21 protein-coding genes are annotated in these 24,308 nt (G+C 51.2%); 8 read left to right on the top strand and 13 right to left on the bottom strand.

Annotated features, from left to right (window positions below):
- Positions 1-72: 72 nt before the first annotated feature.
- The gene (locus NST07_RS31375) at positions 73-879 is read right to left on the bottom strand and encodes a LuxR C-terminal-related transcriptional regulator (RefSeq protein ID WP_341379969.1); all 807 of its coding nucleotides are present in this window, start codon (positions 877-879) and stop codon (positions 73-75) included.
- Between the two features lie 293 nt (positions 880-1,172).
- Between NST07_RS31375 and NST07_RS31380 the strand changes: the two genes are divergently transcribed.
- Genes NST07_RS31380 through NST07_RS31390 form a run of 3 tightly spaced genes read left to right on the top strand, consistent with a single transcriptional unit; the run spans position 1,173 to position 3,830 of the window.
- Positions 1,173-2,189, top strand: a complete 1,017-nt coding sequence (locus tag NST07_RS31380) for an ATP-binding cassette domain-containing protein (protein ID WP_342480725.1) — start codon at positions 1,173-1,175, stop codon at positions 2,187-2,189.
- Positions 2,190-2,207: 18 nt separating this feature from the next.
- Positions 2,208-3,014, top strand: coding sequence for an ABC-2 family transporter protein (locus tag NST07_RS31385; protein WP_342480726.1), 807 nt, complete (start codon positions 2,208-2,210; stop codon positions 3,012-3,014).
- A gap of 18 nt (positions 3,015-3,032) precedes the next feature.
- The gene (locus tag NST07_RS31390; RefSeq protein ID WP_342480727.1) at positions 3,033-3,830 is read left to right on the top strand and encodes an ABC-2 family transporter protein; all 798 of its coding nucleotides are present in this window, start codon (positions 3,033-3,035) and stop codon (positions 3,828-3,830) included.
- A 135-nt stretch (positions 3,831-3,965) separates the two neighbouring features.
- On the opposite strand, the gene NST07_RS31395 is transcribed toward NST07_RS31390, so the two are convergent.
- The 6 genes from NST07_RS31395 to NST07_RS31420 all read right to left on the bottom strand — a co-directional run bounded on the left by NST07_RS31395 (position 3,966) and on the right by NST07_RS31420 (position 12,033).
- Positions 3,966-4,361, bottom strand: a complete 396-nt coding sequence (locus NST07_RS31395) for a hypothetical protein (protein ID WP_341379972.1) — start codon at positions 4,359-4,361, stop codon at positions 3,966-3,968.
- Between the two features lie 409 nt (positions 4,362-4,770).
- Positions 4,771-7,776, bottom strand: a complete 3,006-nt coding sequence (locus NST07_RS31400; RefSeq protein WP_341379973.1) for an efflux RND transporter permease subunit — start codon at positions 7,774-7,776, stop codon at positions 4,771-4,773.
- Between the two features lie 362 nt (positions 7,777-8,138).
- A complete protein-coding gene (locus tag NST07_RS31405; RefSeq protein ID WP_341096720.1) occupies positions 8,139-8,462 on the bottom strand; it encodes an L-rhamnose mutarotase in 324 nt (107 codons plus the stop codon).
- A 298-nt stretch (positions 8,463-8,760) separates the two neighbouring features.
- Entirely contained in the window at positions 8,761-9,924 is a 1,164-nt protein-coding gene (locus tag NST07_RS31410; RefSeq protein WP_342480728.1) for an ABC transporter permease, read from the bottom strand.
- The gene (locus tag NST07_RS31415; protein ID WP_341379974.1) at positions 9,917-11,080 is read right to left on the bottom strand and encodes an ABC transporter permease; all 1,164 of its coding nucleotides are present in this window, start codon (positions 11,078-11,080) and stop codon (positions 9,917-9,919) included. Before NST07_RS31415 ends, NST07_RS31410 begins: the two co-directional genes overlap by 8 nt.
- Before the next feature lie 17 nt (positions 11,081-11,097).
- Positions 11,098-12,033, bottom strand: coding sequence for an ABC transporter ATP-binding protein (locus NST07_RS31420; protein ID WP_341096725.1), 936 nt, complete (start codon positions 12,031-12,033; stop codon positions 11,098-11,100).
- A 194-nt stretch (positions 12,034-12,227) separates the two neighbouring features.
- On the opposite strand from NST07_RS31420, the gene NST07_RS31425 reads away from it, so the two are divergent.
- Entirely contained in the window at positions 12,228-13,382 is a 1,155-nt protein-coding gene (locus NST07_RS31425; protein ID WP_341096727.1) for a sensor histidine kinase, read from the top strand.
- A 64-nt stretch (positions 13,383-13,446) separates the two neighbouring features.
- On the top strand, positions 13,447-14,103 hold the full coding sequence (locus NST07_RS31430; RefSeq protein ID WP_341096728.1) for a response regulator transcription factor: 657 nt from the start codon (positions 13,447-13,449) through the stop codon (positions 14,101-14,103).
- 211 nt (positions 14,104-14,314) lie between these two features.
- Here NST07_RS31430 and NST07_RS31435 read toward each other — a convergent pair whose 3' ends face one another.
- The 5 genes from NST07_RS31435 to ftsE form a co-directional block, all read right to left on the bottom strand.
- Positions 14,315-15,625, bottom strand: a complete 1,311-nt coding sequence (locus tag NST07_RS31435; protein ID WP_341097801.1) for a PDZ domain-containing protein — start codon at positions 15,623-15,625, stop codon at positions 14,315-14,317.
- 111 nt (positions 15,626-15,736) lie between these two features.
- Entirely contained in the window at positions 15,737-17,206 is a 1,470-nt protein-coding gene (locus NST07_RS31440; protein ID WP_341379976.1) for a S41 family peptidase, read from the bottom strand.
- 119 nt (positions 17,207-17,325) lie between these two features.
- Complete coding sequence (locus tag NST07_RS31445; RefSeq protein WP_342480729.1) at positions 17,326-18,639, bottom strand: peptidoglycan DD-metalloendopeptidase family protein; 1,314 nt, start codon at positions 18,637-18,639, stop codon at positions 17,326-17,328.
- Between the two features lie 68 nt (positions 18,640-18,707).
- Positions 18,708-19,622, bottom strand: coding sequence for a permease-like cell division protein FtsX (ftsX, locus tag NST07_RS31450; RefSeq protein ID WP_341096733.1), 915 nt, complete (start codon positions 19,620-19,622; stop codon positions 18,708-18,710).
- Positions 19,612-20,298, bottom strand: a complete 687-nt coding sequence (gene ftsE / locus NST07_RS31455) for a cell division ATP-binding protein FtsE (RefSeq protein WP_038600957.1) — start codon at positions 20,296-20,298, stop codon at positions 19,612-19,614. Before ftsE ends, ftsX begins: the two co-directional genes overlap by 11 nt.
- Positions 20,299-20,597: 299 nt before the next feature.
- Between ftsE and NST07_RS31460 the strand changes: the two genes are divergently transcribed.
- Positions 20,598-22,034 carry a VanW family protein gene (locus NST07_RS31460; RefSeq protein WP_342480730.1) on the top strand — a complete coding sequence of 479 codons (1,437 nt, stop codon included), beginning with the start codon at positions 20,598-20,600 and terminating at the stop codon, positions 22,032-22,034.
- 202 nt (positions 22,035-22,236) lie between these two features.
- Complete coding sequence (locus tag NST07_RS31465; protein ID WP_342480731.1) at positions 22,237-22,641, top strand: hypothetical protein; 405 nt, start codon at positions 22,237-22,239, stop codon at positions 22,639-22,641.
- A 19-nt stretch (positions 22,642-22,660) separates the two neighbouring features.
- Here the strand turns inward: NST07_RS31465 and NST07_RS31470 are convergent, their stop codons facing one another.
- Entirely contained in the window at positions 22,661-23,263 is a 603-nt protein-coding gene (locus NST07_RS31470; RefSeq protein ID WP_341096737.1) for a DL-endopeptidase inhibitor IseA family protein, read from the bottom strand.
- Positions 23,264-23,483: 220 nt separating this feature from the next.
- On the opposite strand from NST07_RS31470, the gene NST07_RS31475 reads away from it, so the two are divergent.
- Positions 23,484-24,269: an alpha/beta hydrolase family protein gene (locus NST07_RS31475; RefSeq protein ID WP_341096739.1), complete on the top strand. Its 786-nt coding sequence runs from the start codon at positions 23,484-23,486 to the stop codon at positions 24,267-24,269.
- Positions 24,270-24,308: the final 39 nt, after the last annotated feature.

Below are 24,308 nucleotides of genomic sequence, written 5' to 3' on the forward strand. Positions count from 1 at the left end.
TAAGAATTGAATAAGAGCCGGCCCTGGATACCAATTATCGCGGGCCGGCTCTTTTTATATGTATAAAATCTGTTAATGCGCAAGCTTTTTGGTGAACTGCCACCGGTCATTCACACGCATTTTACTGTAGATGTTCTTGACCATGTTACGCACTGTGCCTTCGCTAATCCCCAGCTCGTTGGCAATGTGCAGCGCACTTTTCTCCATCAGCCATAACCGGGACACATCTTGTTCGCGCGCAGTCAGTCTAAATTCCTGAAAACTGGCCTCCAGCCGGTACTGCTGCATCTCCGGGTGCTGCTCCATCCACTTCTCCGAAATGTTCTCAGCCACCTGCTGCACGAAGGGGATGGCAAATTCAATCTGTTCATTTTTATTGAAGGAAATATCCACATAACCATACACTATGCCATCTCTCTGCAGCGGAGCACATACGCAATTCCATCCTTTAAATACAATATTGGAATGTTCCTCGCCTCTAACTACACCTATACAGTTCATTTCCATAGCCAACGAGACCGCATTTAAACCAGAATATTGCCCTCCTAGGCTGACACCGACACCCACACCGGCCTGAAGCATATCCGCTTGAAGATCTGGAGAGGAAGATACCAGCTCCAGAATGACGCCCTCCTTGCCAGTTAAGAACACAACATAAGGAATGGAGATAAAATGGCTGATTTTTTTCATTTCGTTGCGGATGGAAGCAATCATTGCTGTATGATAAATACGGTCCTTGCCTTTTTCATCCGAAGAAACCGCTGTCAATTCAGCAGGTATTGCTCCTTCTTGTATGGCGACTGGCTGGAATAATTTAAGTTGTTCCTCCTTCAAGTCCCCGGGCAGGCACCAGACTCTCGTCTTGTCAAAGATACTCAAATAGCTCCACCTCCATTTTTACCATAATCTATTATAATCGATTTCAGAAAAACGTATTATAACATAAATCAGAGAATTAAGAACATGCATCATCAGATTGTCTATGATGGACAGATATAGCTCCACTATAAAATCCGTATGTTCATCAGACAGAGGTTTTTTTGCAGGATTCGTCATAAACTAATAAAAATATAATTCTTTCGATTTATTGTGATAGTTTTCGACATTACAGCAATGCTATATTAACGGAACACGCCTTTTTATGGAATATCAACACTGAAGGAGGATGACCCTTGAGTATTATTGAAGCTAAAGGACTGAGCAAGTCGTTTATGCAGGCGGTGAAGGAGCCCGGCCTCAAAGGCGCAGTCAAGCACCTGCTGATCCCGAGGCATATTGAGAAGATGGCGGTGCAGTCGCTGGACCTTAGCATCGAGGCAGGTGAGACGGTGGCTTATGTCGGGCCGAATGGGGCAGGCAAGTCTACCACGATCAAAATGCTGACCGGCATACTGATGCCTACCGCGGGCAGTATTTCTGTAAACGGTATCAACCCGTACCGGAAAAGAATGGAGAATGCCGCCCAGATCGGAGCGGTGTTCGGGCAGCGCACGCAGCTGTGGTGGGATATTCCGATTGTGGAGTCCTTTTCCCTGCTGAAGGATATTTATCAGATTCCCGAGGCTGTATACAAGACCAACTTGGAGATGTTTATTGAGATGCTGGGTATGCGTGAATTTATTCACTTATCCGCCCGGAAGCTCTCCCTCGGCCAGCGTATGCGGGCGGATCTGGCTGCTGCTTTATTACATAACCCGCCGATTGTGTATCTGGATGAACCGACGATTGGCCTCGACGTCTCCGTGAAGCAGAAGATCCGCGAATTCATCAAAAAGATCAACCAAGAGCAGCAGACTACAGTCATGCTGACTACCCACGATCTGGGTGATATTGAGGACCTCTGCAAACGGCTGATTATCATCGACCACGGCTCCATTATCTATGACGGCAGCTTAAGTGAAGTCAAATCCCGTTTCGCCAGAAACCGGGTGATCTTCTTCCAGGTGGGCTCGCCATTGCCCGAGCTGTACCAGCAGCTTTCGCAGACTCCGGGAATGAAGCTGGACTTGCAGAATGATCAGGAGTTCTCCGTATCCTTTGACCGTTATGAATATACCGCCAGCGAAGTGGTTAGCCGGGTGATGAAGCATGGCGAGGTGATTGACTTCCGGATGGAGGATGCCAATATCGAGCAAGTCATCAAAGCCGTATACGACGGAAATCTGAACCTGAACGAAACCGGTGCATAAGGAGGAGCGAACGCAGTCATGCCTGTATCCAATCTTAAGAAATACAGAAGTATTGCCAACCGGTCCTTGCAAAATGTTCTCGCTTACCGGACTTCTTACGTGATCACCTTTCTGGCCAATTCGATCAATCTGCTGGCAATCTACTTTTTGTGGCAGGGCATTTATAGCGGCCGCGATATCGTAGGCGGGTATTCCTGGGACCAGATGAAAACCTACTTGCTCGTTACCTTTCTGGCCAACTCTGTGTTGTCCTGGTATTCCGAAACATCCATTTCCGGCAAAATCCTCGATGGGAGCGTTGCCGTAGATTTGCTTAAGCCCATTGATTTTCAAAGCGCAAGATTTGCGGAAACCTTGGGCTCCAGCCTGCTTGAAGGAGGAATGAGCACGGTGTTGCTCGTTCTGTTTGCCACCTTCCTGACCGGTGTAACCTTCCCGCAGTCGGCGCTGGTCTATCTGCTGTTCGCCGTCAGTCTGCTCGGAGCGATCCTGGTAAAGTTCGGCGTTGTCTATCTTGCGGCATTATTATGCTTCTGGTCGACCGGCTCCATGGGTATTGTCTGGACAAGAATCGCCCTGACCAACCTGCTATCCGGAGCGCTGGTACCCTTGGCCTTTTTCCCGGATTGGCTGGAAAAGCTCGCATTGTTCCTGCCTTTTCAGAGTATTATTCACACACCGACGATGATCTTTCTGGAACAGGCGGACACTTGGGAGAGCGTCAGGCTGATCGGCCTGCAATTCTTCTGGGGGATTGCACTCTGGATTGCCGGAAAATGCATGTGGAACTGGGCAGTACGACAGGTAACGATTCATGGAGGTTAGGCGGAAGGAGAGCGAAGCATGAAGTTATCACGCATGTTCTATCTATACAAAAGGCTCTACATACAGCAGTTAAAAGCCATCATGGAATATAATAAGGATTTCTATATTCTAATGTGTTCAGCTGCCTTAACACAGGTGCTGGGATTCGTCTTCCTCTGGGTCATCTATGACCGGATTCCCGACATCAACGGCTGGCAGTTCTGGGAAGTCACCTTTATGTACGCGATGATCTTTCTGACCGAAGGCATTGCCTCCCTGTTCTTCGAGGGGACCTGGCGTATGGGCAGATTGGTCAACATGGGAGAAATGGACCGCTATCTGCTGCGGCCGGTGCCTGTCGTGCTTCAGGTGTTCTGTACCGGCATCGGCATTAACGGCCTCGGAAATCTGCTGATCGGCGGCGTTATTGTCTGGCAATCACTGGTCCACACCCATCTCCACTGGACCTTTGGCAAAATCATAATTATTGCCCTGCTTCTTGTGACAGCAGTAGTTATCCGCGTGTCGATCAATCTGGCCGGCAATTCGGCAGCCTTCTGGATCCGTAATGCCGGCAATGCCTTTCCCTTAATGGTGCATAATTTGTCCGACCTGGCCAAATATCCGATCACACTGTTCCCGCAGGCTGTACGGGTGTTTATTTCTACCGTGCTTCCTTATGCGTTTATCAGCTTTTATCCGGCGACATATATCTTCGGCAAAAGCGAATGGTCCGGCTGGTGGATGCTGGCCCCGGTAGCTGCGATAGGAAGTGCAGCTGCGGCCTACGGAATTTTCCGCTTCGGGCTATCGCGTTATGAAAGTACGGGGAATTGATCCGTAAAGAGCGCACTGATTATTAAAGAACAGAGTGAAAATACTAAAAACCCCACTTGTCCATTTTGGGCCGGTGGGGTTTTGACGTTTATATGAAAATAGTAATTACGATTACGTTAAATCAATCAATAATTATTAATAGATAACTTTAAAGTTCCCTCCGAAACTTGAAGTTACATAAATTTTATGATAGCCCCATAATTGGCTTGTATACTTACCTGAACCAATAATCTCTGTTCTATAGTACCAATTATTACTGGGATCGATGGCATAGATTACGTAATTACCGCCTGGTTCGCCTTGAATCTCGACTGTATAAACGCCATTGAAATATATATCCGTAGTAGGAGTTCCTACTGAACCGTAAAGTGTTGCCAGCGGTGTAACAACTCCGCTCGCTGCCTGAACTTCCTGTGCCGCAGGAGCAGCAGCAGGGGTAACGGCTTCATCGGCGAACGCAGCCGGTACAGATCCTAGGAGCAAAGCCATGGAAGAAAGTGCGGCAACTGCTGTTTTTTGAAACTTTTTCACAATTTAACATCTCCTTTAGTAATTGAGTTGGAATGAATCCTTCACCATATCCTTGCAGCTTACAAGAATACTACTAAAACGGGCGATAGAAATTGTGTAGCGAAAAGAACAACTTCCCCCCCTCGCCTATTATTTTATTACAAGATTAATAATACATATATTCCCATGGAAAAACAAGTATTTTATATACGAATATGTGTTAAAGTTATATATTTACACAAAAAATCATATTATTTTACATAATTCAGTTGGGAATTTTGTTTTTATATGTATATTATTGATTGTAAATATTTTATAAGGATAAATGAAAAAGTCTTAGCTCATGAACTCCACATTCCGTAATGGAAGTGTGGAACACAAGCTAAGACCTTAATTGTCACTGATACAAGCCTTCCCTGCCTTGTTCGGCCTATGCTGCAACCGCAGCTTTTGCCGCCTTTTTACGTTCCTTGGCGGATTTGCGGAAGTACAGCAGCTCGTAGATGGCCGGCACGACCAGCAGCGTCAGCAGAGTGGCTGCGGTTAATCCGCCGATTACTACGATGGCCAGACTCTGCGAGACAATGCTGCCCTGCTCGGAATGTCCGAAGAGCAGCGGTAACATGGCGCAGACAGTGGCAATCGCCGTCATTAGAATCGGGCGCATCCGTGTGCCGGTTGCTTCGAGAATGGACTCGCGGATCGACATATGCGCTTCATTCTGCTTGATGCGGTCGATCAGCACCACCGCATTGGTGACCACGATGCCAATCAGCATCAATGCGCCGAACAACGCGGTGAAGTCGGGCGTTACCCCGGATAGGATCAGGGCTACAATCGCTCCGATGGCTGCAAGCGGCAACGAGAACATAATTGCCAGTGGTGCACGCAGCGTCTTAAAGGTGAGCACCATAATCAGGTACACCAGGCCGATTGAGATCAGCGCCGTCATTCCAAGATCACCGAAGTCCCCGGCCTGATCTGCCGATGCTCCGCCTGCGAACAGAGTTACACCGTCCGGCAGCGTTATGCCGTCTGCCTGCTTTTTAATATCGGCACCGATGGCTGATACCTTCTTCGGATCCACTTCTGCGGTAATCCGTACATAAGGTTTGCCGTCCTTATGGTACAGCATGGCCGGCTGATCCGTGACCTCAAGGGCTGCCACTTGCGACAATGGCTGCGGACCAGCGGCGGTCATGATGGTCATATTCTTCAGGTCTTCCTGTGATTCCGCCTGAATGACAGGTTCAAGGATAACGCCGGCCGGGGAACCGTCCAGTTGGATCTGTCCCAGCGGAACCGGATTGAGCATCGCCCCCAGCTGCATGGAGATTTCCTGGGCGTTAGCTTCAGCAGGATTCACCTTGAAGGCAAATACCGGCTTGGTATCCTCCATGTTGCTGCTGACCTTTTGCACACCTTCTATACTCTTCACCTTGGCGGCGACCTCTTCAGCAATTGTATTGATAGCTGCGACATCATTGCCGACAATATCGACATATTCACTGGTGGAGCTTGAGCCCATCATGCTGGCTTCATTTGCGGTCAGCGTTGCCCCCGTATAGGAAGCCTGAAGACTGCGGACTTGATCCAAAAATACCTGTGCATCTGTTCCTTCTTTGATCATTACTGTATAATCCACCTGGGTCAGCGAGGTAACACTGCCCCATTTCGCCGAATCGGCACTGTTCCCGGATTGCATGATGACCGTCTGGGCCTGCGGCTGGTTCATCAGCTCCTGCTCCAGCAGCTTGCCATTCTTCAACACCTCCGAAACCGGAACATCATTCGGATATACCAGTTGAACGGAGACATTGCTGGCATCGCTAGCATCCAGAGCGGCCTTCGGCATGGCAATATAAGCGCCAATAGAGCCGACTAACAGCACCAGACCCAGGCTCAGCGTGAGCCATTTGCGCTGCAGATTCCAATCGAGAAAACGGGTGAACCATCCGGCGGGCTCATGTTCCTTCAGGGAAGAGCCGCGCAGCAGCCAGGAGCTTAGCAGCGGAACGACGGTCAGTGCCACAACAAGCGAAGTCAGCAAGGAGTAAGTTACCGTCAAGGCAAACGGAAGCAAGAAAGCTTGCAGTCCGCCGCGCAGCAGCCCCATCGGCAGAAATACCGCCACCGTAGCAAGCGTTGAGCTGGTTATGGCTCTGGCCACCTCGCGGGTTGCGCTGATCACCATATCACGGGACAAGGGTTCCTTCTGCATCCGCCGGTAAATATTCTCAATGACCACGATGCTGTCATCCACCAGCCGTCCGACAGCAACGGCAACCCCGCCTAAGGTAACAATGTTCAGGGTAATTCCCGATACCTTAAGCAGGTAAAGGGTAACCGCCAGGGACAGCGGAATGGATATTGCCGTGATCAGCGTAGCCCGGATGTTGCGCAGGAACAGCAGGATTACGATTGTGGCAAACAACGCACCGAGCAGGACTTCACGCATCATGCTGTTGACGGAGGTGACCACCATATCAGAGGTGCTGAAAATAACGGAGGCCTCGGCATTTTTAATTCTGTCATTGATATCGTCTGCAGCGCTGCGCACCTTGTCGCCTACATCCACTGCATTGGCATTTGCTTCCTTGGTAATTACGACGAACAGCACATCTTTACCATTGGAGCGGCTGACGCTCTCCTGGTCTATCTTGGCCTCAATAGCGGCAATATCCTGCAGCTTTGCTCCAGCCCCGACCGGCAGCTGCTTCAAGGTATCTATACTGTCGATCGAAGAGATTACATTCACATTCCCCGTCTGGCCGCCGATCGTCTGCTCGCCGATGGAGGCGGAAACATTGCGCCCCTGAAGCAGCCCCAATACCTGCGCAGTGGGTACCCCTTTTGCCGCCATCGCCTTCGGATCAAGCTTCACTCTAACTTGAGGAGCTGTCTTGCCATACAAAGCTACGCTGGCTACCCCTTCGATCTTCTGCAGCTCAGGGATGATGGTATTCTCGGCAATCTCAAGGTTATTCTTGGTGAGCCCATCATCGAACGACAGCGTAAGCTGGGAGACAGGAATCATTGAGGTGTTCAGCTGAATGATGAACGGGTCCATCACACCTTCGGGAAACTGCAGTGTACCCACAGCTTTCTCGACTTCCTGCGCCGCCTCCTTCATATCAGACTTGCCGTCAAAATATATGTCTACCTTGGCATATCCGTCTCCGGAGGTAGACATTTGTTCGGTCTTGCCCTTCACCTGAGAGGTCGCCGCCTCAATCGGCTTGGTAACCGAGGTTTCCATCGAATGCGCATCCTGGCCGGGTCCAAGCACTGTAACCGTGATCTGTGGATTATCGGCCTCCGGCATGAATTCCATCGGCAGCGAGGTGTAGCTCATTATCCCCACCACCAGTGCCATGACAACTAGAAGACCTACAGCCCCCTTATTGCCAAACGACCATTTCGTTAACCATGTCATTCTTTTTTCCCCTTCCACTCCATTATTGATTGCTCTCTTTAAGACTGATCCCTTATGTATCAAGCATTGCTTTCCTGCTTTAGTGTAGTAGCTTTTGACCGAAGTCAAAACCGCCCAACGAAGGGTTTCGCGCTCAGTCCCGAGGCGGACGTGACCCCATTCCCGGGATGGAGCCCCTCCAAATAAGCCAAAACCTGGCCGAAGCAGCACAATATAAACCTAAAATAATCCACTCGTTCTGCCTCAAACCGCCAGTACAATCTTTCGATAAAAAAAAACAAAAAGAAGCCCATATGGACAGGCTTCTTCAAATTCAAACAAATGTTCGGTTGATCAACAAATTGTTTATATGAGCAACCGTACTATTTCAAATAAAATACCTCGCGGAGCGGTTCCATCGGTGTTGCTTCGTTAAAATCAAAGGAGCCCTCAACCATTTTAGAGGTAATGGCGTTCCACCGGTTGCAGGCATCGCTCTGGGCAATGTAGGCAAAAGCCGCCTCTTTGTCTTCACATTCGAAGCAGTAGAAGAACTGATTACCGTTCTGAAAGATCGAATAATTGCTGATTCCTGCTTTGCTGTGCTCCTCAAGGATTTCCGGCCAAGGGTTCAGGTGCATCTGCACATATTCCTCCAGGTCCTCTTCCTTCACCTTCCAGGTCCAAGCCAACTTGTTACTGCTCATCTTCCCGACCTCCTAAATGTTTTGTTAGCATTACTTCGTTGAATCCACTTCGTACAAAACTCACTTGGAAAGCATACACTTAAGTTTTGTTAGCATTACTTCATTGAGTGAACTACGGATAAAACATGCTTCGCAATATTTAATGATACCGCTTCCATCATAACTTTAGCAACTCTTTTCATGGGGAATATTGGGTAATCAAAGGATTATTTAGAACGAAGAGCCTTTATCCCCCGCCAGCAGCAGTCCTCTTCTGCTGCTGTGAGAAATAAAGGCTTTGTGTTACAGTTCATTCTTCCTACGCTTTGATTCCCGCTTCATTAGGGCGAAGAATCGCGGAGCCGATGGCCAGCAGAATAACGGCCATCAGGCCCAGAATGGCAAAGGGCAGCCATAGCTCATCCCAGCCTCCACCGGCTGCGGCAATGTCCACCGCTTGAATCGCCCATTTCTGCGGCATGAAATTAGCCGCCTTCTGCATGTAATCCGGCATGATGGACAGCGGCCAGAAGCAGCCGCCCAGCATGCAGGTCGGTGTAAGGATCAGCGAATTCAGCGTCCCGGTATTGTTCGGATTGCGGATCAGACCTGCCACCGTCCCGGCGATTCCCATGGATACGAGCATGAATGCAGCGAGGACCAGAAAGTACAAATACATCGGCACCTCATAGTCATAACGGAGCACCCACTTACCCAGCGATAGCACAACAGCGATCTGGATCAGTCCTACCATAGAGCTGCCGAGGAAATTGCCGAGCGCAATTTCATAGGAGCGTACCGGTGCGCTGAACATCCGCATCATTGTCCGCCCCCTGCGGTCTGCCATAATCAGCGACACGCTGCTGGTCACGAGGCTCATCAGAAACATCAGTGTCAAACCTGTAATAACACCCAGTGTCTGCCGCGGATACAGATTATAGTCGGTTCGGATACTGCCTACATTATGCTCTTCCGCCTGCTTCAGAATCGCGGTGAATCTTTCCTCCGAATCCGTACTCCCGGTTGCAGAAGCCTTTCTCACCGTTGCTGCGGTTGACAGCATTTCTACAGCGATCGCATCGGTTTTCATCTTGATTAGTATAGAATCCTCTGTCGTCCTCAGCTCATATACGGTAAGCTGCGGCGCTTTCCCCTGCAGAATTCCCGAGGTAAAGCCCTCCGGAATCCACAATCCGGCCGCACCGTCCTGCGAGGTGACACCTTCCTTCAAATCAGCCTCATCGCTGCGCTCGATAAGCTTGTAATCCCCGCTATTCTCCAGTTCAACAATCAGATGATTCCCGGCTGCTCCAGTATCCTTGTTGGTATACAGCAGAACCGCCTCGCTATCTTCCATACCGCCGGTAACGGAGACAATACCAGCTACCACTAGAGAGGGTAACAGGATATACAGCAGCAGCCCTTTGCGGGAACCTATCGTTCGCTTGACCATATTCCAGCCAATCGTAAATATGTTATTCATGGTATCCCACCTTCCGGTATGAGAGAATTGCCGCACAGAACAAAATCAGGCAGATCAGCAGCATCATCCATAAATTAGGCAGAATCTGCTCTAGATCTGAGTGCAGCATCATTCGGATTACGGCTTGCAGCGTCCAATGATTTAGCGTAAACGCTCCAATACTGTTCACCCACGAATCAGGAAGCGGAGCCATGCCGCCGCTAAGAAAGGTCATGCCTACTGTAATGACATTGATGATACTCGTGGCTTCCGTCTCTTTTTTGCTGAACATGCACGCAATTACAGAAAAGGTCAGGGAAGCGAGGATCATCAGCAGGCAGAACAGCGCCAGCAGACCCGGACGATTGCCCCAATACACACCGAACAGCCAATGAGACAACAGAATGATGGCCGCACATTGAAGCATGGTGACAATCGCAATGCCCAGCATTTTTCCTATAAACAAATCCGACCCTTTAACCGGCATGGAGTTGATTCTGTAAAGCGTGTGATTGTCCTTCTCGCTGAACAGCGAATGAGTCACCGTAAGGCCGCTATACAGCAGAAACATCAGCAGCATTGAGGCTGCATAAAATTGCGAGGCTGTGTAAGTTCTTCCTCCATTACTCAAATCGCCAAGTTTTACGGCTGTCCCTTCTTGGTGGGAATCAGCTCCGGCGCCAACAGCTTCCGGTCCTAGGGTCATGGCTGCGGCCTGCTTGTAATTCATGATGCTGAGAAAATTGTCAAAGGCTGTTCCAGCAACGGTGTTATCCATCCGGTCATTACCAAGAATGAACTCCAGTTCAGCCTTTCCCCCGCGCTGTACTCCACTGTCAAATTCTTTCGGCACAATCACCGCATAGCCGTAGATCCCGGACCGCAGCCCGCTCTCTGCTTCCTGCCTGGTTTTGGCCTCTTGGGGAATAATATAATCCTTAACTTGGGCTGAATCCAGAAAAGTCTTGATCATCTTGGAGCTTCCTGTCCCCCCAGCATTCACTACAGCTACCTTCACCGGGTCGATAGTTTCAGCCTCTTTGTCTCCTACTACCCCGGAGAGCGACGCGCCAAGCAGGAAGATCAGCACCAGCGGCAGCAGGAACAAAGTCATCAGCACCCACCGTGAACGGGTCAGCCTGCGCAGTTCGTACACCGCAATTATCAAAATGTTCATTTCAGGTTCCCCCTCCTTTAATCGCGCAAGGTCCGTCCGGTCAGGCTCAGAAACAGCGTCTCCAGATCCGGCTCTTCGATATGCAGGGAGACAATGACCCCCTCATGCTTGGAAAAGATAAACAAAATGTCCTGAAGCTCGCTCTGTGAGGATGGAAGGTACAGCTCCACCGCCTGCTCCACTTCCTTGACGCGGTTAATCCTCGGGTGAAGACTAAGCTCTTTAATCAGGGCAGCCGAGATATTGACAGCCTTGATGACAATTTTTTCTTCATGGGCAACCTTCTCCCGCAGTTCTTTCTCTGTGCCGCAGGCAATAACATGACCTTTATCCATGATTGCTACACGGTCGCAAATCGCTTCGACTTCCTCCATGTAATGGCTGGTGTAAATGATGGTCGACCCCAGCTTGTTCAGCGTCTTGACCGACTCGAGGATATGATTCCGCGATTGGGGATCAATACCTACCGTAGGCTCATCCATAATGATCAGCTTCGGGCGGTGCATAATCGCGCAGGCAATGTTCAGCCGCCGTTTCATTCCCCCGGAGAAGGTGGCCGGTTTATCCTTCGTCCGGTCGCTTAGTCCGGTGAATTCCAGCGCCTCTTCCACCCGTTCTTTCAGCAGCTTGCCGCGCAGGCCATACAGCTTGCCAAAAAATCTCACATTTTCCTCAGCCGTCATCGTTTCATACAAGGCCAGTTCCTGCGGAACCAGACCTATTCTTTTTTTCACCTCTAGCGGAGCTGCTGCCACCGACAGCCCGTCGATGATAATCTCGCCGCCGTCAGGCTTCAGCAAGCCGCAAATCATACTGATGGTTGTGCTTTTCCCGGCGCCGTTTGGGCCGAGCAAACCGAAAATTTCGCCTTCCTCGATGCTCAGATTCACATGATCTACCGTTAATTTCTGGTCGTACCGTTTCACTACATTACTGAGTACCGCAAGTGTCATCTCTTCATCTCCCCTGTTCCTCAATCTCTATGCTCTTATTGTAACGCGCCAACAACATCACCGAAGGTACGAAAGGTCATCTTCTGGGGTGACTAAAGTCATCTCCTGAAATGGCCGGGGAATATGCTAAGATGAACATAAGAACAAATAGAATGATAGATTCGGGCATTCCATTGAAAAAAGGATGACTTCTATTGATTAGAGAACTGAACTCTTTGCGTTGCGGCCTCATTCTGCTCCCTGCGGTGATCACTATATATGTCTACGACTATGCCGACTATGAATTATTCACCCTGCATTTCCTGCTGCTGCTGCTTGTGGTGACGCTTGAGTACCGACTGCCGAAATCACTGCCGCTCCTGTCCTGCATAGAACTGCTCTTCACGGCCTGGCTATGCCGCCAGTACGGTACGCTGATGATATTCCCGGCCATCTCGGCGCTGCTGCATTATTCACGGCAACAGTCAAAGGCGGTATCTGTCGTGTTCACCTACGTTCATCTGGCTGTCCTGAATATCGCCTTCAGTCAATCAACACCTGCCGAATGGGGAGTGATGAATCTTACCTTCCTGCTGGCTGTTTTTCTCAATGTACTGCTCCTGCGGACCGGCCGCGGCCGCGAGGAAACGCAGTTTCTCTATGATGAGCTGCGCCGCAAGCATTTTGAGCTGGAAGAAGCCCGTAGCCGGCTGCTGCAGTTCACCTCTCAGGTAGAGAATGCCGCACAATCGGAGGAACGGGTACGGATTTCCCGCCAGCTTCATGATGATATCGGCCACAGGCTGATCCGGGTCAAAATGATGGTTGAAGCTGCCATTCATACCTTGCCGGCTGCTCCTGAATCCGGAATGAAGATGATGGACCAGATCCGCGATCAGCTCGCGGCAAGCATGGACGATATGCGAGCTGCCGTAAGACGGATTAATGTTGCGCCACAGCTTGAAGGGGCTTATGCCCTGGACCGCCTGCTGGAAGAAACCGGGCGGGATACAGGGATTGAAACCACGTATTCCATACATGGGTATCCTTATCCGCTGTATCCAAGTACCCAGGTCGTACTTTATAGAAATGCCCAGGAGGCCATCACAAACGCCCTAAGGCACGGAAAAGCAGCGGCAGTATGGATCACACTGTCCTATAGTGAGCAAGAGGTTGTGATGGAGGTTGGCAACAACGGCAAAGTGCCCGAAGGCGACCAGCTGCGAAGAATGCAGGGCAGCGGCGGCATGGGCCTGAAAGGCATGACCGAGCGGACAAACCTGATCGGCGGAACACTGGAGCTGCGTACGGAGCCGCAATTCACCGCAATTACCCGTCTGCCGGTTTATAGGCAGGCGGAGATTAGGTAACGTTGCATGAAGAACCGTAGGTGCAGCAAGTGATCAAAAATTAGAGATAAGGAGTTTTCCCGCTATGATTAATGTAGTAATTGTTGACGATGACTCTTTTATCCGTGAAAGCCTAAAAGTGCTGGTAGGACTGGACCCCGACATTGCGGTTGTTGGTGCAGCAGGCGATGGCAATGAAGTATTAGCCTTGCTGCAGTCGCTGCCGCAAACAGATGTGGTATTAATGGATATCCGAATGCCGAATTGCTCCGGCGTGGAGGGCACCCGTCTCGTCAAGGAGACTTATCCCAATATCTCCGTGCTCATGCTGACCACCTTTGATGATGATGAATATATCATTGAGGCACTCCGTAACGGCGCCAGCGGCTATCTGCTCAAGAACATCCCGCCGGACCGCATCATCCAGGGCATTAAGACGGTGCATGAAGGCAACATGCTGATCCATCCCGACATCGCACGCAAAATGGCCGGCTTTCTGCAGCCCGCCTCACGTACAGTGTCCGCACAGGGCCAGCCGCTGGAATCCTTCGGCTTAACCAAAGCAGAGCTGGCCGTCGTCGCTTCCATTGCCGAAGGTCTTACCAATAAAGAAATTGCCGCCAAGCTGTACTTGAGTGAAGGTACCGTAAAAAACTACATTACCGATATTCTCAGTAAGCTCGGACTGCGTGACCGGACACAGATTGCGATATTCTATTTGAAAAACCAGCAGGAGAAGTGATGGCCAGCCGGAATTACGTTAAAGAGAACGGTTGTGGAACGGGGAAGTAGTTCACGGACAGAAAGGCGCTCCCGGTTTCTCTACGGATTGGAATACATAGATTCACTCAGTTAGAAAAAGGCCTGCCTCCCGCAGTTAGCGGGAATGCAGGCCTTTTATTGGTTTAGTTGATGTGTGTGGATGGAATCCACTTACGAATACTGCAGCAGGATCAGCCTCCGGCGTTTTCCTGTTTGGGTTCAGCACCGGCAGGTTGGGTCCGCTTGAGTCCATCTGCCGGAAGGCTGCGGCGACGGGTTCCGGTCTTCATCCCGATGATGCTGAAGATGCTGGAAGGTTTGGCCTCAGCAGTACGCAATTCATCCGGCTCCGGCACCAAAATCATCCCGAGCTGGTGATGGTCGCCGTCATATATTGCCCGCTGCAGATATTTGCTCTCGCCTTCCCGGTTCTTTACCTCCAGCTTGCAGAACGCCGGGTTCATGCGCAGCGCTTCATGCAGCTGCGCCGCTTCGGTCAACAGGACCCCGTTGACCTTCAGCAGAATCTCGCCCGGCAGGATGCCCATCTCCTGCGCGGGGCTGTCCGGCAGCACGGCAAGCACCTTGCGGCCGGCCGGGGGATGCACGAAGATGGGACTGGTACTGCGCTCCTCCAGAGCGCTGTACCAGCTTAAGCCTTCGTGCAGCAGAACAGCGGCGAGCGCCGCGAGCACGGTCAGCGGGCTCCACCAGGCCGCAAGCAGGCTGATGCCCAGCAGGACGATGCTGTATAGCAGCAGCCGTCCTGCCGTGCGGGCCGCCTTGCGCCCGGGCAGCATGCTCTGGGTCATCTCGCTGAAGCCGATGATCACCGGCAGCGAGACCAGCCCAAGGCCGCCGCCCAGCAGCGGCTGCCAGGGCAGGTCGCCGATTCCCGTGCCTGAGGGAATCAGCAGGAACAACGGCAGCGGCCAGAAGGCTTGCAGCTGATAGCCGCCGACGACCTTGCCGCGCTTCCCTGCCAGGAAGAGCGGGGTTGCCAGGCGCGCGCCCTGCCAGCGCGCCAGCAGCGCCTCCGCGAGATGAAGCAACGCGGCCAGCACCAGCAGCGCCGGGATATCCATATCCCGCAGCGCCGTGGCGAAGGTGCTTACGCCTCCGCTCTGCAGGCTATCCGGGAAGAAAGAAAGCACAAATTGCGCAACTCCCAGCAAGCCTATGGAATAGGCGAAGCATAAAAAACGCACACGGAACAACATCAATACCAGACTGACCACCCAGATGAGAGCTACCGCAGCCCCGGGCAGTGAAATGCCCAGGGCGATCGCGGCAAGCGAGACAAGCAGCCCCATGACCAGCCCGCTCCAGATCGTCCGCCATGTTTCCTTCCCCCAGCTATGCTGCTTCACATGAATCAGCTTCCGCTCCAGTGCAACCTGCCTGCGGTAATACAGTGCTATAAATATTAGTGCGATATAGTAGTAAGGCTGAAGAAGCAGATGTATGACCGCATTCCCCCAGCTTGTAAGCAGTTCCGTCATCACATTCAATGCGTTCGTCACACTCCTTATCTCCCTGGCTTGACTCCTATTGCAGTGTAATCCACTATCGTCTACCCGTCATAGAAAAAAAGAAGGCTAAATTCAGCCTTCTTACTTTTTCGACGCTGTTGCCTTGATTTCCTTCTGAATCTCTTCGATTGCCTTGTTCCGCTGGTTATCATTGACCGGGTCCTGAATAACCTTGATCAGCGCCAGCTCCATAGCTTCTGCAGTCTTGGCGTCAATGACACCCGTCGCTTTCAGCTTTGCCGTGCTTTGGAATTTCTTGACTGCTTCCTTCGTGCCTGCATCAAAATATCCATCCTTGCGGCCCGGCTTGTAGCCCAGACCCTCCAGCATCGTCTGTGCGCTTTTCACATCGGAACTGTTCATATTGAATTGCAGTGTGGCACTTTTGTTAATAGGTGCCACCGAGAAGTAATCAGGCTGGGCTACGGCGATATCCGGCTTAATTCCCTTGCCGTGAATCCATGTGCCATCCGGCGTCAGCCACTTGGCAATGGTAATCTTGAGCAAACTGCCATCGCCAAGCTCCTTTTCAAAACTGGTCTGCACCGTGCCCTTGCCGAATGAATTCTCACCGATCAGCTTAGCCCCGGCCGATTGCTGCAATGCCCCGGCAAGAATCTCCGATGCGCTTGCGCTGCCTTTGTTCATCAGCACGACTACCGGGTATTTCTTGCTTGAGCCCTTTGAGGTACTGACCTCGCGCGTTTTGTCCTTATTCTCGACCTGGACAATCGTTTTGCCGGACGGTACGAACTGCTCTGCCATCTCAATGACTCTTTGCAGCACACCCCCGGGATCGTTGCGGACATCAAGGACAAGTCCCTTCATGCCCTGCTTCTCCAGATTAGCCAGCTCTGTCTTGAAGCGTTCGGCGGTATTCATGGAGAACTGGGTCACTTCGATAACACCCACCCCGTTCTTCTCCATGGTCGCATACACAGTCTCCAGCTTCACGTCAGCACGGGTAATTACAAATTTCAGCGGCACTGCAGAACCTGCCCGCTGGATTTGCAGCGTGGCTTCGCTGCCTTTCGGGCCGCGTATCTTGGCTACAGCCGCATTCAGCTCCAACCCCTCCAGCGATTCTCCGTTCACCGACAGGATAACATCCTTGGCCTGAATTCCGGCTTTTTCGGCAGGTGAGCCCTTAATCGGGGACACCACCACGACCTTGCCGTTGTCCGAGGAAACCTCCGCACCGATTCCCGAGAAGGAGCCTTCGATACTCTCCTCGAACTTCTCTGCCGTTTCCTTGCCCATATAGTTGGAATAAGGGTCGCCCAGGGCTTCCATCATACCGTTGACCGCACCATCTATCAGCTTTTCCCGGTCCACAGTCTCGTAATAATTGCCCTCAATCAAACTCAGAGCGGTTCCAAGCTTCTGTGACTCCTTGTCCTCCAGGCCACCGGTCGGCCGCACCGACGCCGCCAGGCCTTCGCCTGCGGCTTGTCCAAATACTTGCACATATCCGGTTACGCCCAAGGTCAGCAGGCTGCCGCACAGCAAGGCGGCGACGATCATAAAGGCCGCTGTGCTTTTCTTTAACATAACGTTCCCACCGTCCCTTCTTGTCCATCTCGTAAAACCCACATTAGTCCGTCCAGGAAAGAACGGTATCTCTCCCAGTATATGCCGTATAACGAATTTATATTTATTAGTGCTAAAAATTAGAGATAAGGCATTGGATTAACCGCTTTTTGATCAATCCGGACTTCAAAATGCAGATGGGGCCCCGTTGAACGCCCTGTCGATCCCGATTCAGCAATCACTTGGCCTCGTTCTACCTTTTCGCCTGCTCTCACTTTAATGCCGCCTTCGCGGATATGCCCATACAGTGTCCAGACACCGCCGCCGTGGTCAATAATTACACAGTTTCCGTAACCGCTCCACCATTCTGCAATAATAACGGTGCCGGAATCCGCTGCATGGATGCTTGTTCCCTGCGGAACTGCAAAATCCACACCCGTATGCATTTTACCGACCTCTCCCGTAACCGGATGGGTACGCGGACCAAAAGGAGAAGAAATACGCGCCTGGCCTACCGGCATCAGGAAAGGACCACTGCCTCCAACATATTCCGAAGAACTCGAACTGGAAATCGAATCGGAACTGGAGCTGCTAGCGCTCGCAGCCTCCTTCGCTCTAGCTGCCGCTGCCGCCGCTCTGCGGGCCGCCTCCGCTTTCGCTGCTGCTGCCCTGCGTGCCGCTTCTTCAGCCTTAATCTTATCCTTCTGCACTTCCAAAGCGGAACGTTCACTGGCAAGCTGCACTAGCTTAGCATTCTGCTCTTCACTGATATCATCCGTATCTTGTATTTCCTTGTCATAATAAGCGATAAGTTCCTGTCTCTGCGCTTCCCTTTCCTTAAGCACGCTGCGCTGGGATTCAAGATTCGTGTACAGCTGCTTGGCCTGGGCATATTGCCCTTCAAGCTCCTGCTTCTTCACAATAACGGTCTGCTTGTCCAATTTGTGCTGCACCAGCAAATCCTGATCCTGATCCACAATCATCTTCAGCGAATCGGCCCGGTCGAGAAAATCCGCAAAGCTCTTTGAAGACAGCAGCACATCAAGGTACGATACCGCCCCATCTGTATACATCAGCCGAACGCGAGATTCCAGTAATTTCTCCCGGGAAGCTACACGCGCTTCTGCTTCATCCAGCTCGGCCGCGGTAACATTAAGCGACTCTTCGGTGCTGGCGATTTTGCCGGAGGTGGTCTTCATTTCGCCTTTCACTTGATCTATTTGCTCCAGCACAAGCTGGAGATTAAGCGTTGTCTTGTTCTTATAGTGCTGGGCTTCCTGATTGCGTGATTCCGCTTTTTCCTGTGCAGCCTTGGCCGTCTGCACCTCTTGCTGCAGCTTCTTCAATTGCTTGTCAATTTCAGCGACACTTGTCTTCTTGGCATATCCGTCAGAGGGTCCTACTAAAGTGACAACCAGCAGTGCAGCGGCTAATCCGGCGGCAATCTTCTTCAAATCGCACTCCCCATCCTTTATTCTCAAATATATATCATTTCGAAATTTCAGTAGTATTGAATGAAGACTTATACTTTCAAAAACTTGCGGATCGACACGGTACTTCCCCACACACCAATCAGCACTCCCAGGCCAACCAGCAGCCCGCAGAGCATCAACCAAATATCCTCAAAGGGAACAAGTTTCAGCCCAAGCATCGGATCTCCCTGTACGGAAGACACCAGACTGCTGTAACCAACGTAGAGAGCACCTGAAGTGACCAGTGATCCGATCAGGCCAATAAGCGCACCTTCAATAAAGAACGGCCAGCGGATAAAATAATTCGTCGCACCCACCAGCTTCATAATGCCAATCTCCTTGCGGCGGGCAAGAATGGTCACCCGGATCGTATTGGAGATCAGGAACATCGACATCAGCGCAAGTCCTGCCACAAAAATAAAGCCGATGTTGCGTACTGCACGCGTTACTTTGAACAGCGTCTCTACCGATCCTTTGCCGTAGTTAACTTTAAAGATTGGCTGCTCTTTATGGGTCTTGTTGAGTGCTTCAATCTTTTCGGAGACAAAAGGAACGGTTGTTGGTTCGATAACTTCCACCAGCAGCTTGTCCGGCAGCGGATTATTGTCTACATCAAAACCTTCCAAAAGCTCGGCGGCATCCGGGCCCATATCTTCGCGGAATTCCTTTAGCCCCTGCTCCTTGGAGACGAACTCAACCTTGCTGACTTCCGGCATGCTGCCGATTTCGTTCTCCACCGTTTCACGCATCTTCTGATCCGTATTCAGCGCTAAATGCACATTGATCTGCACCTGGCTGTCCGCCTTGTCTGCTACGGAATTAACATTAAGCACCAGCAATATAAATACGCCTAGGACGAAGAGAGAGACGACAATGGACGTGATGGAAGCCACCGACATCCAACCGTTGCGGAATACGTTTTTGAAGCCTTCCCGCACATGCCGCAAGAAGGTCTTAAAACTCATAACCGTATTCCCCTCTCACCTGGTCTCGAACAATGTTACCGTTCTCTATAGCCAGCACCCGCTTGCGCATTTTGTTGACTATATCTCTGTTGTGGGTAGCCATGACAATGGTTGTGCCGCGAAAATTAATCTCGTCAAGAAGCTGCATAATTCCCCATGAGGTCTCGGGATCCAGATTGCCGGTGGGCTCGTCCGCAATAATAACAGAAGGATTGTTGACGATGGCCCGGGCAATCGCGATCCGCTGCTGCTCCCCGCCCGACAGCTGCGACGGCTCACGGCCCGCTTTGCTGCGGAGACCTACCAGGTCGAGCACTTCATTGACACGCTTCTTAATGATCTTCTTCGGTGCTTCAATAACCTCCATAGCAAAAGCGACATTCTCGTATGCTGTCAGCCTGGGCAGCAGGCGAAAATCCTGAAATACAACGCCGATATTACGGCGGACATAAGGGATCTTGCGCGGCTTAAGCTTACCTATATTAAACCCGCCTACAGATATCTGTCCTTTGGTCGGTGTTTCTTCTCTATAAATTAATTTCATGAACGTTGATTTCCCTGCGCCGGACGGTCCGACGATATAAACAAATTCATTACGATCGATCTTAACGGATACACCTTGAAGGGCATGGGTTCCGTTCGGGTAGGTCTTCCATACGTCCTGCATTTCGATCATCTTATCACTTCCCGATTCTGACATATTGCTCCGGCTCCTGCCTTTCGACAGTAAACAGCGGGAGCTTCCATAAACTGCATTATTATCGCAGGCGTATCTATTGTAACAAATCCGTAACCGATTGAGTACCCGAAAGTTTTGCCGGAGCCGCACATATACATATATAAAAGCGTGATTGTTGTCCCCTGTACATATATATCGGTTGCAGAAACCGTTCTTTAAGCATTGTTACTACATAGCATTGTTACTATGGCCCGCGCCGCTTCAAGCGCCAATCCGCCCCCAGAAGGAGAATTTTCATGAAAAAAATCCACGCTGCGCTTATCGCTCTGACCGGGCTCATCCTTGCCGGTTCTCTTTTCGCCGGAGCGCTTCATTTATATGGGAGCCAGAAAACCATTCCGAAGGACACCCATTTGGCAGGCTGGAACATCGGCGGAATGGACATCGGCGAGGTCCGCAACGGATTAAATGCGCGGCTGGAGGCGCTGGAGGCGGTCCCTCTTATCCTGAAGGCGGAGGGTAATACGGAGTTGACCCTCACGCTGAAGCAAGCGGGAATGACCTACGAAGCGGAACATTTCCTCCGGGGACTGAAGGAGCTGACAGACGGAAAACTCTTGGACCGGGTGCGTGCCCGCCGGAGTTTCCCCCGCAGCTGGAGCTTCGGTGCCCATCTGGAGATCAGCCAGCTCCAGAACAGCTTAAGCCCGGCCTGGGAAAGAGAGTCTTTTGGCATTCCCGTTGACGCCACGCGGCGGATTACTGAAGATGACCGGGTAGTCTATACACCAGAGAAGACCTCCTACGAGGTGGATTGGCACGGACTGGAGCTTGCCCTCCAGGCAGCCCTGCCAACCAGACTCAGTACCGTAGATTCTTTGCAGGGCAAAGGGATCACTCTTGAAGTGCCGTTGGCCGTCCAGGAACCTGCAGTCACACTTAGGGCTTTGAAAGACCAGGGGATTGAACGGAAAATCACCCAATTCAGCACTTCACTCGGTACAAGCGGACCCGGGCGGTCCTTTAACGTAGAAGCCGCCGCCAAAGCCGTTAACGGCACAATGCTCCCGCCGGGCGCTGTGTTCGATTACGGTAAAGCGATTGAAAAAGCTCAGGTTGAATACGGCTTCCGTGAAGCACCGGTCATTGTGAACGGAAAGCTGCAGCCCGGTACTGGCGGTGGAATCTGCCAGGTCTCCAGCACCCTCTACAACGCAGCACTCCGCTCGGGGCTGGAAATTGTGGAGCGGCGCAATCATTCGCTGCCGGTCAGCTATCTGCCCAAGGGACAGGATGCAACTTTCGCCCAGGGCTACATCAATTTCCGCTTCCGCAACAACACTGGTAAATACTTGATTATTAAAGCTGCGGTACAGGGGCGCACCTTAACTGTAAAGCTGTTCGGAACGTTCCCCAAGAACGTTACCTATGCTGTCCACTCCCAGACCGTGGAGGTGCTGCCGCTAACCGATAAATATGTAGGCGACTCCTCGCTGCCTCCCGGCGGAACACGGGTACTGCATAACGGTAAAACCGGCTATGTGGTTGAGACCTATATTACCCGCTATGAGGACGGCAAGGCCGTAGAGAAGACAAAGCTCTCACGCGATGTCTATCCGGCGCAAAAACGGGTCATCGCCATCAACCGCGGCGGCATGAGCAGGTCCACCCTGCCGGAATCGCCCAAAAAACAACTGGTTGAGGATGGCATACGCAGCAGTGGGCAGCAGTGAGCCTTCCCTTTACTGGCAGGCATTCCGGAAATTCGAAAAAGACGGTCAGCAGCGGATGCTCTGACCGTCTTTTTGGGCAATATAAGTATAAGTTTCACAAGTGTATATATCCATTTTACACTCTGATAATCTACAGCGCCACCGCAGTTAATGATATGACGTTACACTGACAGTAAACTAGCATCTGAAAGGATGAATTATTATGAGCACAATACTTGTATCCGGAATTCCCTCCGTCGTCCGCAGCGCTCCTGCCGTCTACGCCTCGCGCACCTGCCGTGAAACGCTGCGTGTGATGTTTCAGCATCCGGAATCCAAATGTATCGTCGTCTGCAATTCCGTGAATGAACCTGTTGGCCTGCTGATGTGCGAGCGCTTCTTTTTGAAAGCCACCGGACGTTTGGGCATGGATCATTTCTACAGAGAATCTATAACCAAGCTGATGAACCGCAAGCCGCTGATTGCAGACCTCTCCGCCTCCCCGGCCAACGTGCGGACTGAAGCAATGAACCGCCCCGAGCCTATGAGAAATGATTGCATTATTATTACAAGCAACGGCAAGTTCGCCGGTGTTGTCTACCCTTCAGATCTACCTCAGCCCGAATAGCAAACCCACTCACTGCCTCTTAGAAAAGAATGTCCGGTGACGTGTCAATCCTCCAGTACCCGTTCACTTTTTTCAGTTCGACGACTACATTTTCTGTCGGGCCCTGGCCCTCTGGATAAGGCACAGTAAGCTCGAACACTGCTGAGGTTGTGGTTTTGGAAACCATTCTGGCCTTGGCCTTCTCATATTGCAGTGAATTGCCCATGTCGGCATTCACCTGCGCCATTCTCCCCTTATACTCAAGAAATTGATTTTGTACATAATAAGCTGCGGCCTTGTGGGTATACGCACGTTTTATGTAACTGAGCAGCTTCTGCTTCGTTCCGAGATCACTGGAAAGATACCGGTATTCCATAGCATTATAATGAAATAGCTCCGGCATATATGAACTTCCTCCGCGATGCGTATACGTATACAAAGCTTTGGCATGGGCCACCAGCGGAACCACGCTATTGACTGTCAAATTATTGATCAGTACCGGCCCCTCTTTGCCCGGTGCCACTGCGGCCACGCTTTTTACTCCCGTATTCGGGAGCGGCAGTGAAGCCGCCAGTGCCCCGCTTCCCGCAGACATCAGCCCCAGGGAGAGAGCTAACGAACCGATCATCCACTTCTTGTTCATCCTTTAAACGCCTCCTTCATTGTCTTTAAAAATCAGCAGTGCTCAAATGCTTCCATTGCAGCGATAGCTACTTTATAGCTTACGGTGTCCCGTAAGCTAAAATACCCAATCCCTCTTCTTATGAAAACGGATTGATGTCCGGCAAGCACAAAAAAACTCCGCCGAGGATGTATATCGGATTTGCATTGTGCTATATTTGGCTGAGAGGAGGAGTGAATAAATGGCTTTAATAGAATGCAAATTTTATTCGGAAGTATTGGGACTGAACACTTCGATGACTGTCATTTTGCCGCAGCAAACCACTACACAGATCGGGCTCAGCAATGTAAAACGGGGTGATCTTCATCCGACGCTGTTTTTGCTGCATGGCTTGTCTGATGATGACTCTATCTGGCTGCGCCGGACTTCAATCGAACGGTATGTTGCGAAACTGGGGATTGCTGTGGTTATGCCGCAGGTACATCGCAGCTTTTACACAGATATGGCCTCAGGGGGCAATTACTGGACGTTTATCAGTGAGGAACTGCCTGCGCTGGCGCGCTCCTTTTTTCCGTTGTCAGCGAAACGTGAGGATAACTTCGTGGCCGGCCTGTCGATGGGCGGTTATGGGGCGATCAAGCTGGGGCTGCGCAAGCCGGAGGTTTTTGCCGCTGCTGCAAGTCTGTCGGGGGCACTCGATATGGCCCATCATTTCTTGAACTGGGAAGATGCCTCGAAGAAAAGTGAAGAGTACGAACTGATCTTTGGCAAGAAAGACATCGCAGGCACTCCGGATGACTTATTGTGGCTGCTTCAAGAAGTTGACGGCTCGAAGGGACCCAAACCGCTGCTCTACCAATGCTGCGGCACCGAGGATTTCCTGTACGAGGATAATCAGGCCTTCCGTGAAGCCTGCAGCAAGACCTCATTGCCCCTAACTTATGAGGAAGGCCCGGGCGAACATGAATGGGGCTACTGGGATACCAAGATCCGCGATGTGCTGGCCTGGCTGCCATTATCTAAATAGGCTTTTCATTGCCAATACAGAGTTTTTCCCTAGCATAGA

The sequence above is a fragment of the Paenibacillus sp. FSL L8-0340 genome, from assembly GCF_038593145.1.
Classification (GTDB): domain Bacteria; phylum Bacillota; class Bacilli; order Paenibacillales; family Paenibacillaceae; genus Paenibacillus_AQ.